Source organism: Streptomyces sp. NBC_00683 (assembly GCF_036226745.1).
Classification (GTDB): Bacteria; Actinomycetota; Actinomycetes; order Streptomycetales; family Streptomycetaceae; genus Streptomyces.
In genome coordinates this window covers 5239436-5254333 of sequence record NZ_CP109013.1, presented here as the reverse complement: position 1 = coordinate 5254333, position 14898 = coordinate 5239436, and the positions used below count along the sequence as shown (strand labels likewise).

The 14898-nt window shown below is 69.4% G+C and carries 11 protein-coding genes; 3 read left to right on the top strand and 8 right to left on the bottom strand.

Going from position 1 to position 14898, the window contains the following annotated elements:
* Window positions 1-99: 99 nt before the first annotated feature.
* Entirely contained in the window at window positions 100-2925 is a 2826-nt protein-coding gene (gene secA, locus OG257_RS23490) for a preprotein translocase subunit SecA (protein WP_329210411.1), read from the bottom strand.
* A 240-nt stretch (window positions 2926-3165) separates the two neighbouring features.
* On the opposite strand from secA, the gene OG257_RS23485 reads away from it, so the two are divergent.
* Window positions 3166-3741 carry a GNAT family N-acetyltransferase gene (locus OG257_RS23485; RefSeq protein ID WP_329210409.1) on the top strand — a complete coding sequence of 192 codons (576 nt, stop codon included), beginning with the start codon at window positions 3166-3168 and terminating at the stop codon, window positions 3739-3741.
* 76 nt (window positions 3742-3817) lie between these two features.
* Window positions 3818-4993: a winged helix-turn-helix domain-containing protein gene (locus OG257_RS23480; protein WP_329210407.1), complete on the top strand. Its 1176-nt coding sequence runs from the start codon at window positions 3818-3820 to the stop codon at window positions 4991-4993.
* 30 nt (window positions 4994-5023) lie between these two features.
* Here the strand turns inward: OG257_RS23480 and OG257_RS23475 are convergent, their stop codons facing one another.
* The 7 genes from OG257_RS23475 to mtnA all read right to left on the bottom strand — a co-directional run bounded on the left by OG257_RS23475 (window position 5024) and on the right by mtnA (window position 13538).
* The gene (locus OG257_RS23475) at window positions 5024-5776 is read right to left on the bottom strand and encodes a response regulator transcription factor (RefSeq protein ID WP_329210406.1); all 753 of its coding nucleotides are present in this window, start codon (window positions 5774-5776) and stop codon (window positions 5024-5026) included.
* A 186-nt stretch (window positions 5777-5962) separates the two neighbouring features.
* Window positions 5963-6652 carry a ribosome hibernation-promoting factor, HPF/YfiA family gene (hpf, locus tag OG257_RS23470; RefSeq protein WP_329210404.1) on the bottom strand — a complete coding sequence of 230 codons (690 nt, stop codon included), beginning with the start codon at window positions 6650-6652 and terminating at the stop codon, window positions 5963-5965.
* Between the two features lie 330 nt (window positions 6653-6982).
* Window positions 6983-7702 carry a ComF family protein gene (locus tag OG257_RS23465; RefSeq protein ID WP_329210402.1) on the bottom strand — a complete coding sequence of 240 codons (720 nt, stop codon included), beginning with the start codon at window positions 7700-7702 and terminating at the stop codon, window positions 6983-6985.
* A 121-nt stretch (window positions 7703-7823) separates the two neighbouring features.
* Window positions 7824-9650, bottom strand: coding sequence for an LpqB family beta-propeller domain-containing protein (locus tag OG257_RS23460; protein WP_329210400.1), 1827 nt, complete (start codon window positions 9648-9650; stop codon window positions 7824-7826).
* A 28-nt stretch (window positions 9651-9678) separates the two neighbouring features.
* Window positions 9679-11697, bottom strand: a complete 2019-nt coding sequence (gene mtrB, locus OG257_RS23455; RefSeq protein ID WP_329210398.1) for an MtrAB system histidine kinase MtrB — start codon at window positions 11695-11697, stop codon at window positions 9679-9681.
* Window position 11698: 1 nt separating this feature from the next.
* Window positions 11699-12388 (bottom strand): two-component system response regulator MtrA, encoded by a 690-nt coding sequence (mtrA, locus tag OG257_RS23450; protein WP_187281934.1) that lies wholly within the window; start codon window positions 12386-12388, stop codon window positions 11699-11701.
* Window positions 12389-12392: 4 nt separating this feature from the next.
* Window positions 12393-13538 (bottom strand): S-methyl-5-thioribose-1-phosphate isomerase, encoded by a 1146-nt coding sequence (gene mtnA, locus OG257_RS23445; RefSeq protein WP_329210397.1) that lies wholly within the window; start codon window positions 13536-13538, stop codon window positions 12393-12395.
* Window positions 13539-13678: 140 nt separating this feature from the next.
* Between mtnA and OG257_RS23440 the strand changes: the two genes are divergently transcribed.
* A complete protein-coding gene (locus tag OG257_RS23440; RefSeq protein ID WP_329210396.1) occupies window positions 13679-14896 on the top strand; it encodes a glycerophosphoryl diester phosphodiesterase membrane domain-containing protein in 1218 nt (405 codons plus the stop codon).
* The last annotated feature ends 2 nt before the right edge of the window (window positions 14897-14898 follow it).

The following is a 14898-nucleotide window of genomic DNA, read 5'->3' as shown; positions in this document are numbered from 1 at the left end:
GCCAACAGGCCCGGCGGCCACAAGGCCTCCACCGGCCCGCAGAAACGGCCTGGGCCGGACACCACGTGGTGTCCGGCCCAGGCCCTTCAACGATGAGCGCTACTTCTTGCGGCGACGCCCGCCGCCGCCACCGCTCTTCTGCGCCTTGCGGCGCTCCGCACGCGTCATCCCGTCACCCTCGGACCGGTCACTGTCACCGTTGGAGAAGTCGCCCTCGACGATGCCGCCCTCCCCGTCCACCGTGGGAGCGGAGAAGTGCAGCCGGTCCGGACGCTGCGGGGCGTCCAGTCCCTTGGCCCGGATCTCCGGACGCGCGGCGGCCGCCACAGGTGCTTCCTGCTTCGAGAGGGAGGTCCGCTCCGCCGCGTCCTGCACCGGAACCTCCTCGACCTGCTGCTCGACCTGAACCTCCAGGTTGAACAGGTAGCCGACGGACTCCTCCTTGATGCCCTCCATCATGGCGTTGAACATGTCGAAGCCCTCGCGCTGGTACTCGACCAGCGGGTCCTTCTGCGCCATGGCACGCAGGCCGATGCCCTCCTGGAGATAGTCCATCTCGTAGAGGTGCTCACGCCACTTGCGGTCCAGGACGGACAGGACCACGCGCCGCTCCAGCTCGCGCATGATGTCCGAGCCGAGCGACTTCTCGCGCTCCTCGTACTGCTCGTGGATGTCGTCCTTGACCGACTCGGCGATGAAATCGGCCGTGACCCCGGCCAGGTCACCCGCGGCGTCCTCGAGCTCGGCGACCGAGACCTTCACCGGGTAGAGCTGCTTGAAGGCACCCCACAGCCGGTCCAGGTCCCACTCCTCGGCGAAGCCCTCGGCGGTCTCCTGCCGGATGTAGTCGTCGATCGTGTCGTCCATGAAGTGACGGATCTGGTCCTGCAGATCCTCACCCTCCAGGACACGACGACGCTCGCCGTAGATGACCTCGCGCTGCCGGTTGAGCACCTCGTCGTACTTCAGGACGTTCTTACGCGTCTCGAAGTTCTGCTGCTCGACCTGCGACTGCGCGGAGGCGATCGCGCGGGTCACCATCTTGTTCTCGATCGGCACGTCGTCGGGAACGTTCGCCATCGACATGACGCGCTCGACCATCTGCGCCTTGAACAGCCGCATCAGGTCATCGCCCAGCGAGAGGTAGAACCGGGACTCGCCCGGGTCACCCTGACGGCCGGAACGACCGCGCAGCTGGTTGTCGATGCGCCGCGACTCGTGCCGCTCGGTGCCCAGGACGTAGAGCCCACCGAGGTCCTTGACCTCGTCGTGCTCGGCCTTGACGGCCTGCTCGGCCTTCTCCAGCGCGGCGGGCAGCGCCGCGGCCCACTCCTCGACGTGCTCGACGGGGTCGAGGCCACGCTGGCGCAGCTCCGCCTCCGCGAGGTCGTCGGGGTTGCCGCCGAGCTTGATGTCGGTGCCTCGTCCGGCCATGTTCGTGGCGACGGTGACGGCACCCTTGCGGCCCGCCTGGGCGATGATCGGCGCTTCCCTGTCGTGCTGCTTGGCGTTCAGCACCTCGTGCTGGACACCCCGCTTGGAGAGCTGCTGCGAGAGGTACTCGGACTTCTCGACCGAGGTGGTGCCGACCAGGATCGGCTGCCCCTTCTCGTGCTTCTCGGCGATGTCGTCGACGACCGCCGCGAACTTCGCGACCTCGGTGCGGTAGATCAGGTCCGACTGGTCGGCACGGACCATCGGGCGGTTCGTCGGGATCGGCACGACGCCCAGCTTGTAGATCTGGTGGAACTCGGCGGCCTCGGTCATCGCCGTACCGGTCATGCCCGAGAGCTTGCCGTAGAGGCGGAAGAAGTTCTGCAGGGTGATCGTGGCGAGGGTCTGGTTCTCGTCCTTGATGTCCACCCCTTCCTTCGCCTCGATGGCCTGGTGCATGCCCTCGTTGTAACGGCGGCCCGCGAGGATACGGCCGGTGTGCTCGTCGACGATCATGACTTCGCCGTCGATGACGACGTAGTCCTTGTCCTTCTTGAAGAGTTCCTTGGCCTTGATGGCGTTGTTGAGGTACCCGACGAGCGGCGTGTTCACCGACTCGTAGAGGTTGTCGATCCCGAGCCAGTCCTCGACCTTCGAGACACCGGGCTCGTGGATGGCCACGGTCCGCTTCTTCTCGTCGACCTCGTAGTCGCCGGTCTCCTCGATGCCCTTCAGCGGGTTGCCCGCCTCACCCTTGGTGAGACGCGTGACCAGCTTGGCGAAGTCCCCGTACCACTTGGTGGCCTGGTCGGCCGGGCCGGAGATGATCAGCGGCGTACGGGCCTCGTCGACGAGGATCGAGTCGACCTCGTCCACGATCGCGAAGTTGTGGCCGCGCTGGACGAGCTCGTCCTGGGACCACGCCATGTTGTCGCGGAGGTAGTCGAAGCCGAACTCGTTGTTCGTGCCGTACGTGATGTCGCAGGCGTACTGCTCACGGCGCTGCGCCGGGGTCATGTTGGCGATGATGCAGCCGACATCGAGACCGAGGAACTTGTGGACCCGGCCCATCATCTCGGAGTCACGCTCGGCCAGGTAGTCGTTGACCGTGATCAGGTGCACTCCCTTGCCGGAGAGTGCGTTGAGATAAGCGGGCAGGGTGCCGACGAGGGTCTTGCCCTCACCGGTCTTCATCTCGGCCACGTAGCCGAGGTGCAGGGCGGCTCCGCCCATCATCTGAACGTCGTAATGGCGCTGTCCGAGGACGCGCTTGGCGGCCTCACGGACGGTCGCGAATGCTTCGGGAAGCAGGTCGTCCAGGCTCTCGCCGTCCGCGTACCGTTCCTTGTACTCGTCGGTGAGCGCCCGCAGCTCGGCGTCGGAGAGGTTGACGAAGTCCTCTTCGATGGAGCTGACCTGGTCCGCGATGCGGTGCAGTTTGCGCAGGATCTTGCCTTCGCCTGCACGCATGAGCTTGTTGAAGACGGACACTGAGGCTGGTCTCCTTGCCGGTCGGGCCTGGCACTGGGTCGTGTAATGGACTCTGGCGCGGGCACGGCAGGTCGGCCCCACCGCAACGGCCATCGTAAGCGAGGACCCCGCCGCGCCGGGAGGGCTGCCACAGCGTTGCCCCCGCCGCACCCTTCCAGGACAACGGCCCAGAGGTGCGGAAGGTGCCGGGAAGCCCCAAAAGTGCTCGCTTCCCGGGCTCCGGAACACCACAATCCCCGCATGGAACCGATCACCCTCACCACGGAACGCCTGGTCCTGCGGCCCTTCGGGCCCAAGGACGCGGACAGGGCGTACACCGCCTGCCAGGATCCGGACATCCAGCGGTGGACGGTCGTTCCTTCCCCGTACACCCGCGCCGACGCGGAGCTCTTCACCGGAAAACTGTCCCCGGCCGGCTGGCAGGAGGACTCGGCGTACAACTTCGCCGTGGTGCTGCGGGACGACGGCCCGCTCGTCGGCGCCCTCGGCCTCACCCGGCTGAGCCACCCGGGAACGTACGAGGTGGGCTACTGGACGGCCCGGGAGCACCGCGGCCTCGGCCTCACGACGGAAGCGGTGCTCGGCGGTGCCCACTGGGCGTTCACCGCCCTCGCCGCGGACCGCCTCGAATGGCGTGCCGAGGTCGGCAACGACCCGTCCCGGGCGGTCGCCCGGCGTGCGGGCTTCCGTATGGAGGGCGAGCAGCGGTCCGCGCTGGTCAACAAGGGGATACGGCGCGACACCTGGACCGGGTCGCTGATCCCGGCAGATCTGGGACTGCCCGGCACCCAGCCGTATCTGCCGGCCCGCTCCTGAACCGGTCCCCCTCCGCGGCACAAGCAGTCCCGAGGACCCGGGCGGGATGTCAGTGCGGCCCTCTAGGGTTCGATGCATGACGTCTGCGCCGCCTCCCGTCCTCGAACTCTCCGCCGACCAGGCGCGCCGGATCGCCCTGCGGGCCCAGGGCTTCCTGGGGGCCCCCGACCGCCGGGGCGGAGTGCCCGGGGTGCTGCGCCACCTCGGGGCCGTCCAGCTCGACACGATCTCGGTCCTGGCCCGCTCGCACGAGCTCGTGCCCTACGCGCGTCTCGGCGCCGTCGGCCGGCGCACGGTCGACGATGCGTACTGGTCGGGTGGCCGCTCGTTCGAGTACTGGTCGCACGCCGCGTGCATCCTGCCGGTCGAGGAATGGCCGCACTTCGCGTTCCGCCGCCGCGCCTACCGCGCCCGCCCCCACTGGAACCACGACCTGCCCGACGGGGCGTACGACACGGTGATCAAGCAGCTGCGCACCGAGGGACCGCTGACGGCCACCGAGCTCGGCGGCGCGAAGAACGGCGGGGAGTGGTGGGACTGGTCGGCATCGAAGGTCGCCGTCGAACGGGCCCTGATGTACGGCGAGGTGGTGTGCACGGAGCGGCGCAGCTGGAAGCGCGTCTACGACCTGGCCGAGCGCGCGATTCCGGAGGCCGTGCTCCACGACGACCTGGACGACGCCGAGTGCCTGCGCCGGCTGGTGGCCCTGGCGGGCCGTTCGCTGGGTGTCGGCACCCGGGCCGACATCGCGGACTACCACCGGCTCAAGGGCGAGCAGTTCGACGCCGTGGTGGCGGACTCGGGGCTGGTCCCGGTGTCGGTGCGGGGCTGGACAAAGCCGGCCTGGGCGGACCCGGAGGCACTGGCCTCCGAGCCCCGCGGACGGCACCGTACGACGCTTCTGTCACCGTTCGACTCGCTGATCTGGGAGCGGGCCCGCACCGAGCGGATCTTCGGCTTCACCCATCGTCTGGAGGCGTACGTGCCCAGGCCCAAGAGGATCCACGGCTACTTCGCGATGCCCCTGCTGGCGGGCGGCAGTCTGCAGGGCAGGGTCGACCCGGCACGTGAGGGCACCACACTGGTCGCCCGCCAGGTGTCGCTGGAGAGCAGGAAGACCGTGCCCGCGATGGCCGAGGCGCTCGTCGAAGCCGCGTCCTGGGTCGGCTGCACGGATGTCCGGCTGGAGCGGGTCGACGCCCCGGAACTGCGGGAGCCGCTCACGGCGGAAATCGCCCGCATCCTCGCGTGAGGTCTGCGGGCGGGAGCCCGGCGCCGACCGCTATCTGATCTCGAGGATCTTCTCCCGCATGGCATAGACCACGGCTTCCATCCGGGAGTGCAGCTGGAGCTTCTCCAGAATATTGCGGACGTGGTTCTTGACGGTGTTCTCGGAAATGAACAATTCCTTGGCGATATCGCGGTTGTTCATCCCCGTCGCCACGAGCTTGAGAACTTCGAGCTCCCGCTCGGTGAGCCGCGGTGCCGGTACCAGCCGGCGCTCGTCGGTGCGCTGAATCATCGACTTGAACTCGGTGAGCAGTTTGGATGCCATCGACGGGCTGATCTGGGACTGCCCGTCCGCCACCGCGCGAATGGCCGTGGCCACCTCGTCGGTGGAGATCTCCTTGAGGAGATAGCCGGTGGCGCCCGCCTTGATCGCGTCGTAGAGGTCGGCCTCCTCATCGCTGATCGTCAGCATGATGATCTTTGCACTGGGTGCCACCTCCTTGATGGAGGTGCAGGCCTCGATGCCGCCGCGCTTGGGCATCCGTACGTCCATCAGCACGATGTCCGGCAGCAGATCCGCGGCCTTGTCGACCGCCTCCGCACCGTCGCCCGCCTCGCCCACGACCTGGATGTCCTCCTCCTGGGCGAGGACGATCTCCAGACCTCTGCGGAACAGCGCATGGTCATCGACCACAAGAACCCGGATGGGTTCCTTGCGGGAACTGCCGCCGTCCGCACCGGCATCCGCACCGGCTGCGTCGTCGGCAGCGTTCGTATCACGCACGGGCCCGAAGGTGTCCGCCATCGTTCCTCCCCCTGAAGGCCACGGCCTGAGGTCACAGGCTGTCCGCCAACGGCACTTCGCAGAACACCGATTGGCTTGGGACGCCATGATTTCATGCCTGGGCGCCGGTGCGGTGATCCTGTCGTCGCACGCGGGTGCCCCCGGGTGCGCGCAAGCGCTTCCAGGGGCACCACGAAAGGGATGGCGTCAGCCGCCGAGCGCACCGCCCGCGCCGCCCGCTTCGTCAGAGGCCAGCGGGTCGGTCCTCAGATGAATGACACCGTAGTCATAGGCGTGCCGTCGGTAGACGACACTGGGCTCCTTGGTCTCGGAGTCGACGAACAGGTAGAAGTCGTGCCCGACCAGCTCCATCTCGTAGAGCGCCTGGTCGAGCGTCATCGGTGCTGCGACGTGCGTCTTCTCGCGCACCACGAGCGGTCCCTCGCCCTGAACCTCGAGCGAACCGATCCTGGTGGTGGGCACGGCCGACGGCGTCTCTTCGGGGATCAGCTCGCCGTCCCCGTTGAAGGATGCGGCGCCCGGCACCACCTCGCCCACCTCGGAGGCGGACAAGCGGCCGTTGCCGCGCCTGCTGTAGCGCTTGTCGTGCTCCTTGCGCAGTCGCGCGTCCAGCTTGTCGGTGGCCAGGTCCAGCGCAGCGTACGGGTCGCCTGCCGCAGCTTCCGCCCGGATGACCGGCCCACGCGAGCGGAGCGTGATCTCCACCCGTGCCGCACGGTCGGCCTGACGGGGATTCGGCTCCTTGGACACCTCGACGTCGAGACTGATCACCTTGCCGTCGAACTTCTGGATCTTGTCCAGCTTCAGCTTCTCGGCCACGTGCTTGCGGAACCGCTCGGGCACCTCGGTCTTGCGGCCCTTGACGACGATGTCCACGCAGAACTCCGTTCCCGGATCGCTCCGCTTCAGCGGCGGAGCATCTCCCTTTTGCACCAGGCCCCGGTGATCGCCGGAGCCTCGGACTCGGTGACTTTCACCTCCTCCTCCCCCGTCGGCAAGGTCTCCACCCCACCGAACTTCCGTGCTTCTGGCCTACCGGTGAGTTACCTGCCCGAAACCTGGTGGTGCATTCATCGAGGTGCGGCATTCACCGTTCCTCACAACCGAACATAGCCTGCCCACCACCGTGTCGGCACCCGCTACTCGCGCGTACCTCCGATCAGGGCCCTTTACCCACTCACTACCTGCAACGATGCAATTCTTCTGTCAGTTCCGGTTTATTTCGAAAGCAGACGGAGAAGCTGAGACAACCGCAGCCCGCAGGGCCGGCGCCGCACCGTGTCCGGCACCCCCCGCCGCACGCACGGCGCGTGCCGCCTCGGCCAGTGACGCCCCCGTCGTGAGCAGGTCGTCCACGAGCACCACCCGGCCGCCCGCGAGCAGTCGCCGCGCACCCGCGGCGGCCTCCAGCGCATCTGCCAGATTCACCTGCCGCGCCCTGGCTCCGAGCCCCGCCTGGTCCGCCACCGCACGCCGCTGCCGCAGCACCGCGAGCACCCTGGCCGCGGTCCCCCCGCGCCGCAGCTCCGCCGCGGCGGCCAGCGCGATCCGCCGCGCGGGATCGTGGCCGCGCGCAGCCGTGGCACGCCGCGCCGACGGTACGGGCACCAGCAGCAGGGGCCCCACCTCTCCCGATTGCCCCGTCCCGGCCCTCACAGCGCCCGCCAGAGCCCCGCCGAGTGCTCCTGCCAGCCCGAGTGCCCCTCGCTCCTTGTGGGCCAGCAGCATCGCGCGTACCGCGTTCTCGTAGGGCGCCGCGGCATGGACCACCGGCAGCCCCGCGGGCGCGGGATCGGGCCGCACGCGCCGGGGCACTTCGGCCAGCGCCGCGGCACACTGCTCGCACAGCTCCGTGCGCGGCCTGCCGCAGCCACCGCAGGCCACCGGCAGGACCAGCCCGGCGATCTCCCGCCACCATGCCCGCACGGCCCCACTGTGCCCGGGGCACGAACAACCGGCCAGGCCTGTGGACAACTTCTGTGGACAACTCGAACCGCGTGCGGGCCGGGGCTCCGCCCGGCCCGCGTGATCAGCCCGGCCCGCGCGGTCAGCCCGGGTAGACCAGCGAGGATCCGTCCTTGAGCACCGTCTGCCAGTTGTCGCCGGGCGACAGCTTCACTATCCCGTCGACCTCGGTGTCCGCCATCAGCGGCAACTGCTCGTCGTCGGCGGCCGCGATCGCCGTCACCTGGTTCACACCGGGCAGGACACCGGAGGCCGACGTCGAACCGTCCGCCTGCACGTAGCGGACCTGCTGCACACCGCCCTCCTCCCTGCCGACCACCACGAGGCGGCTGCGGCCGGACCAGGAAACGGCAGTCACATCGGCCAGCTGGGGCGCCGCCTGGCGCAGATCCTGCACCGAGACCTGCTCGGCCTCCCCGGACCCGGTCCGCTCGACCCGCCCGATCTTCAGCGTCGTGTGCCCGTCCTTGAACACCCGCAGTGCGATCCGCACCCCGTCGGCCGACATCCGCAGCGCTTCGATCCTCCCGCCGTCCAGGCCGGGCACCTCGACCTCCTGCGGTGTGCCTTCCCCGTCCGTCAGCCGCAGCAGCCTGGGGCCGGCCGGATCACGGTCGGCAACCCACAGATCGCCCCGGCCGTCCCAGCTCGGCGCGGACAGCCGGTCCTGGGCCTTCTTGGCCCGGCTGCTCACCACGGGATCGGCCGGTTCGCTCTCCGCGACGATGGAGGACACATAGAGATCCTGCTGATTGGCCGAGACGGCGGCAGCCTGCTGTTCGTCCCGGGCCACACCGACGGCGCTCATCGCCACCTGCCCGGCGCCGAACGGGCCGACCACCGGCTCCGGGTCGCCGCTGCCCTTGGTGTCCCCGGGGATCCGCTGCACGTGCCCCTTGTCGTCCACGAAGTACTGGCTGTCGGAGGCACCGGAGTCGTTGTCCGAGGCGAACTCGTCGGCCTCGTCCGCCCCCAGCGAGCACAGCGGGCCCCGCGCACCCTGCAGCTCCACCTGGCCGACCCGCGCAGACGTCAGGTCCCGCAGGGTGAAGAGCACCTGGGCCGCCATCATCCGGCAGGCACCCTGGCTGACCTTGTCGGCCTTCTTGTTGAGCGGCACCTTCAGGACGTTCTGGTCGTCGGGCGCGAGCGAGGTGACCCCGCGCTTCAGCGCCGTACCGGTCGGGAAGCGGGAATCGACGACCGGCCGCAACCAGTTGGACGGCCCTTCGAGCAGCGTCCGGACGGTCTGGGTCGCCGTGTCCATCCGCGTGACCGGATCCGTCCGGTTGCGTACGTAGACGGGGTCGGCGACCAGCGCGGAGTCGCTGTCCGCCCGTCCTGCGGCGAAGTAGTACTTGTTCACGGACCGGTAGAGCCTCTTGAAGTCGGACTGCCCGAGCACCAGACCGTCAGGCACGATGTCGATGCGCCACTCCTGCTTCCCGTCCGCCCCCTTCTCGCGCACCAGATGCAGCATCTGGGAGTAGTCCGTCGGCGCGAGCGGCCGGTAGGAACTCTGCTCGTCAACGGATGCCACCTGCTCACCCGTGAGGGTGTAGGCGGTCTCCGCGCTCTTGCGCTCCTTGTCGTGGAGCGAGGGTCCGTTCCGGTTGGGCGCCTTGGCGAGCACCGTGGTGCCGTGGCTCGGCTTCCAGGTGCGGGCCGCCTCCTCGGTCAGGTACTTGCGGGTCGTCCTGAAATCGGGGTCGTCGCTCGTCATCGACTCCAGGAAGCCGTCGACGACCTCGATGGGCGCGGCGCCCTCCCTCGGCGGCACGGCGTACACCTGCACCTGGGAATCACCCGGCTGCGAGGCATCGACCGCCTTGACGTCACCGGTGACCGGCATCGCTCCGCACGCGGACAGGACCACGATGCCGCAGCCCAGCAGCGCGGAAACCCGCACCGCACGTCCATGCCCACCCCGGCGGCGGTCAGTTTCCACGAGTCGTGTCCTCCTGGTCCGGATCCTGCGTCTCCTGATCGCCCCCGGCCGGACGCGACACCACGCGTGCGCCATTGCCCGGCAGGGCAGCAGGATGCACCGAAACGGGAGCCTGACGCGGCGCCACCGGGGCGCGCGCCGGCACGGGCAGCTGCGACCGCGCCGTGGACCCGGTCTGGTTCGGTACGGACATCAACCGGTGGTCGGCCGGCGGCGGGGCCGCCTCGGCCCGTTCACGGTTCTCCCGGTTGCGCCGCGAATCCTCCGGCTCCAGCGGTATCGGCGACCCGCGCAGCGGCTCGTCCGCCGTACGGGGCAGGGTGAGGCGGAACTGCGAACCGCCACCGGGCTCGCCCCATGCCTGCAGCCAGCCGCCGTGCAGCCGCGCGTCCTCGACGGCGATCGAGAGGCCCAGTCCGGTCCCCCCGGTCGTCCGGGCACGCGCCGGATCGGCCCGCCAGAAGCGATTGAAGACCCGGGTCGCCTCGCCCGGCTTGAGCCCCACCCCGTAGTCCCGGACGGCAACGGCCACGGCACCCTGGGCAACCCCCATGCGCACCACGACGTCCCGGCCCTCGCCGTGCTCGACGGCGTTGACGACAAGGTTGCGCAGAACCCGTTCGACACGGCGCGCATCGGCCTCGGCCACCACCGGCTGCTCGTCACCGATCACCCTGATGCGGCTGCCCTTGCGCTCGGCCAGCGGCTCGGCACCGCCGATCACGCGCCGTACGACCTGACGCAGATCTATCGGTTCGGCTTCCAGGGCCGCCGCACCCGCGTCGAACCTGCTGATCTCCAGCAGGTCGGACAGGAGCGACTCGAAACGGTCGAGCTGGTCACCCAGCAGCTCCGCGGAACGCGCGGTCACCGGATCGAAGTCGACGCGCGCGTCGTGAATGACGTCGGCGGCCATCCGCACGGTGGTCAGCGGGGTCCGCAGCTCATGACTCACGTCCGAGACGAAACGCCGCTGCATCCGGGAGAGCTCCTCCAGCTGCTGGATCTTCAGCTGCAGGTTCTGCGCCATCTTGTTGAAGGCCTCACCGAGCCGGGCGATGTCGTCCTCGCCGGTGACCTTCATCCGCTCCTGGAGCCGGCCGGCGGAAAGCCGCTCGGCGATCCCCGCGGCCATGCGCACGGGGGTGACGACCTGGCGTACGACGAACCAGGCGATGCCCCCCAGCAGCACGACCACGAACAGCCCGGCGGTGGCCAGAGTCGTCGTGACCAGCGTCAGCGACTTCTCCTCCTGCGTGAGCGGGAAGAGGTAGTACAGCTCGTACGGATTGTGGTCGATGTCGTAGAGCCGCTTGCCCACGACAAGTCCGGGCTGCGGATCCTTGCCGTACGAGTAGCGGATCAGGGAGTACGTCTGGAACGCGCCGGGCCCCTTGTCCACGGCCTCGCGCAGACTCTGAGGCACGCTGGACGCCTCCACGCTGCCCGAACCGCGCGGCGCGCGACTGGTCGCACTCTGCGCCGCGGAGTCGGCACTGAGCGCCACCACGTTGAAGGCGTTCGTGCCACCGCTCGCGAGCTGATCGACCAGCTCGGTGCGCCAGGAGGTGTTGGCCGTCATGCCGTCGGCGCCCTCGTCGCCCTGGCCGCCCGGGACGAGCGGCGCGTTCGCGTTCGCCTGAGCGGCCGCGAACCCGCCGGCCGCCTGCGTCTGCGCGGCCTTGCCCTTCGCGTCGAGCAGGCCGTTGCGGACCTGCCCGATCACGACGAAGCCCAGCAGCAGCACCACGGCGATCGACATCAGCAGGGTGCCGGCGACGACCCGCAGCTGCAGGTTGCGCCGCCACAGCCGCACGGCGGGCAGCAGCGGGCGCCGGATCCACCGCATGAAAAGGCGCAGCACGGGACCGCCGGGCGTCCGGTCCTGGAACAACCGGCCGCCCTGCAGGAACCGGCTGTACCGGGATGACCTCCGTGCCGGACCGGCAGCCCGCTCCGTACGGACTCCCGGCCCCCCGGGTTTCGGAGCAGCGCTGCCCAGGGTCATGTCAGCTCGGTCCGGCCTTGTAACCGACACCGCGGACGGTCACAACGATCTCCGGACGCTCCGGGTCCTTCTCGACCTTGGAGCGCAGCCGCTGGACATGCACATTCACCAGACGGGTGTCGGCGGCGTGGCGATAGCCCCACACCTGCTCGAGCAGTACCTCGCGGGTGAACACCTGCCACGGCTTGCGGGCGAGCGCGACCAGCAGGTCGAACTCCAGCGGGGTGAGGGCGATCGACTGCCCCTCCCGCTTCACCGAGTGACCGGCCACGTCGATGACCAGGTCCCCGATCGCCAGCTGCTCCGGCGCGGGCTCTTCGGACCTCCGCAAACGTGCCCTGATCCGGGCCACCAACTCCTTCGGTTTGAACGGCTTGACGATGTAGTCGTCGGCCCCGGATTCCAGGCCCACCACCACATCGACCGTGTCGCTCTTGGCAGTGAGCATGACGATCGGCACACCTGACTCGGCCCTGATCAGCCGGCAGACCTCGATGCCGTCCCGTCCGGGCAGCATGAGGTCCAGCAGCACCAGGTCCGGCTTGGCCTCACGAAATGCAGCCAGTGCCTTGTCGCCGTCCGCTACGAACGACGGTTCGAAACCTTCTCCCCGCAGCACAATGCCGAGCATCTCGGCCAGTGCGGTGTCGTCGTCGACGACAAGGACGCGTCCCTTCATAAACGACATCATCCCATTAGCTAATCGTTACCTGCGATGACCTGGCACACAGCTCTGCCAGTCCGACCCCCGTGACCGGGGAAATAATGCCCTCCTCCGTGACGATCGCCGTGACCAGTTCGGGCGGCGTGATGTCGAATGCGGGGTTGTACGCCTGGGCTCCCGGGGGTGCCACCGACTGCCCGCCCCCCTCACCCCCGGTCGACACGATCCCCCGAGATGTGAGCTCCGTCACTTCTACCGCAGAACGCTGCTCGACAACTATGGATGTGCCGTCCGCCGTGTCCAGATCAACGGTCGTGGTCGGCGCCACCACGATGAACGGCACATGGTGGTACTTGGCAAGCACTGCCAACGGATAACTCCCCACCTTGTTGGCCACGGAGCCGTCCGCGGCAATGCGGTCCGCCCCGATGAGTACGGCATCCACCTCCCCCGCGGCAAACAGCGAACCCGCCGCGTTGTCGGTGAGCAAGCTGTACGGCATGCCGTTGCGTGCCGCTTCGAACGCCGTCAGCCGGGCACCCTGGAGCAGCGGGCGGGTCTCGTCCACCCACAGCCGCCGCAGGCTACCCGCCCGGTGGGCCCCCAGAGCCACCGCGAAGGCCGTGCCCTCGCCCCCGGAAACGAGCGCCCCCGTGTTGCAGTGGGTCAGCAGCCGATGCCCGCCGTCCGGCAGGAGCTCCGCAAGCAGCTCCAGACCGTACTGCGCCATGCGCCCGCTGGCGGCCGCGTCCTGCCGGTGCAGGGCCCGCGCCTCCGCCAGAGCAGCCCCTGCGGCCTCCTGGGGGCCGGCACCGTTCACGACAGCCGCCCCGTGCACCCGCGCCACACGCCGCGCCCCGTACCCGAGATTGACCGCGGTGGGCCGCGCCGCCTCCAGCAGCTCCGCGGCCTGCGCCACGTCCTCACCCCGCGCAGCGGCCAGTGCCACCCCGTAGCCACCGGCAATGCCCAGCAGAGGCGCACCACGCACCGCCAGCGTCCGGATCGCCCGGACCAGCGCGGGCACATCGGCGCACACCAGCTCGACCTCCTCCGAGGGCAGCCGGGTCTGGTCGAGGAGCACCACCGCGGGACCTTCCGGTGGCTCGTCCCAACGGAGTACGGAGAGGGCCGGAGGCTCGATGCCCACCGGCGATTGCGCGTCCTGATCAGCCATCTGCCCAGTCTGCCCGCTGAGCCGCCCGCACACGAAGGCGAGAAGGAGATACAGCGCCCGGCCCGCACCGGAGCATCGCGTGGCACGATGGCTGCCAACCTGCCGCCCCGATGAGCGGTCAGGACCGTGAAGGAGCGACAATGAACGACTCTCCGGGCTGGGCTTCGCCCGGATCTGCACCCTCCGACGGCCAGGAGACGGGCATCCCCCGGCCTTCTTCGCCCGTCGACGGAAGCGGCCCCGGCGGACAGTGGTCCCCTGCACAGCCGCCTCCGGGGCAGTGGTCCCCACCGAGCGCTCCCGGCAGCGGACCGGGCGCACCCCCGCCCGCCCCGGGCTGGGGCGGCACGCCCCCGCAAGGCCCGGGCCCCGGATGGGGCCGGCAGCCCATGGCGGCGAAGCCCGGAGTGATCCCTCTCCGCCCCCTGGGCGTCGGAGAGATCCTCGACGGCGCCGTGTCCACCATGCGCGCCCACTGGCGCACCGTGCTGGGCATCAGCCTCACCGTCTCCGTGATCTCCGAGATCGCCGTCATCCTCGTGCAGCGCTACCTCCTGCCGGAGGCGAAGTCGGTCGACCCGAACGCCGTCGGCGCCGAGGCCATCCGCCAGGCCGCCGACTCGGCGCAGTCGACGCTGCTCGCCAACGCCCCGGCCACGCTCATCTCGATGATCGCCACGCTCTTCATCACCTCGGTGCTCACCGTGGTGATCAGCCGCTCCGTGCTCGGCCGCAAGTCGACACTCTCCGACGCCTGGACCGAGGCCCGGCCCCGGCTCCTGCCGCTCCTCGGGCTGACGCTGCTCATGAGCCTGATGAGCGCCGCGCTGTTGATGGTGGGACTGCTTCCCGGCATGCTGCTGGGAGGCGGCGCCGGGATCGCACTCGCCTTTGTCGGCTTCATCGCCGCCTGCGTCGTCGTCGTGTGGCTGATGGTCCGCTTCGCGCTCGCCGCACCGGCGCTGATGCTGGAGCGGCAGTCCGTCCTCACCTCGCTGCGCCGCTCCGCGAAGCTGGTCAAGGGCACCTGGTGGCGGACCTTCGGCATCCTCGCTCTCACGTACCTGCTGGTCGTCGTCGTCGCCCTGATCATCGTGATCCCGTTCGGCATCATCGCCGTGACCGTGGACAGCGACGGCCTCAGCGAGTTCCTCAACAGCAGCTCCACCGATTTCGGCTGGCCCTTCCTCATCATCACGGGCGTCGGTGAAGTGATCATCTCGACGCTCACCTATCCGTTCACCGCAGGAGTGATCGCCCTGCTCTACGTCGACCAGCGCATCCGCCGCGAAGCGCTCGACCTCGACCTCGCCCGGGCCGCGGGCGTGCCCGGCTACGACGACACCCCCAGGAGCTGATG

What these genes read in the sequence shown, in the direction of transcription:
- OG257_RS23475 (WP_329210406.1), bottom strand. Translation starts at nt 5,776, where the DNA reads ATGGCGGACACCTTCGGGCCCGTGCGTGATACGAACGCTGCCGACGAC.
- mtnA (WP_329210397.1), bottom strand. Translation starts at nt 13,538, where the DNA reads ATGGCTGATCAGGACGCGCAATCGCCGGTGGGCATCGAGCCTCCGGCC.
- OG257_RS23480 (WP_329210407.1), top strand. Translation starts at nt 3,818, where the DNA reads ATGACGTCTGCGCCGCCTCCCGTCCTCGAACTCTCCGCCGACCAGGCG.
- mtrB (WP_329210398.1), bottom strand. Translation starts at nt 11,697, where the DNA reads ATGACCCTGGGCAGCGCTGCTCCGAAACCCGGGGGGCCGGGAGTCCGT.
- mtrA (WP_187281934.1), bottom strand. Translation starts at nt 12,388, where the DNA reads ATGATGTCGTTTATGAAGGGACGCGTCCTTGTCGTCGACGACGACACC.
- OG257_RS23440 (WP_329210396.1), top strand. Translation starts at nt 13,679, where the DNA reads ATGAACGACTCTCCGGGCTGGGCTTCGCCCGGATCTGCACCCTCCGAC.
- OG257_RS23485 (WP_329210409.1), top strand. Translation starts at nt 3,166, where the DNA reads ATGGAACCGATCACCCTCACCACGGAACGCCTGGTCCTGCGGCCCTTC.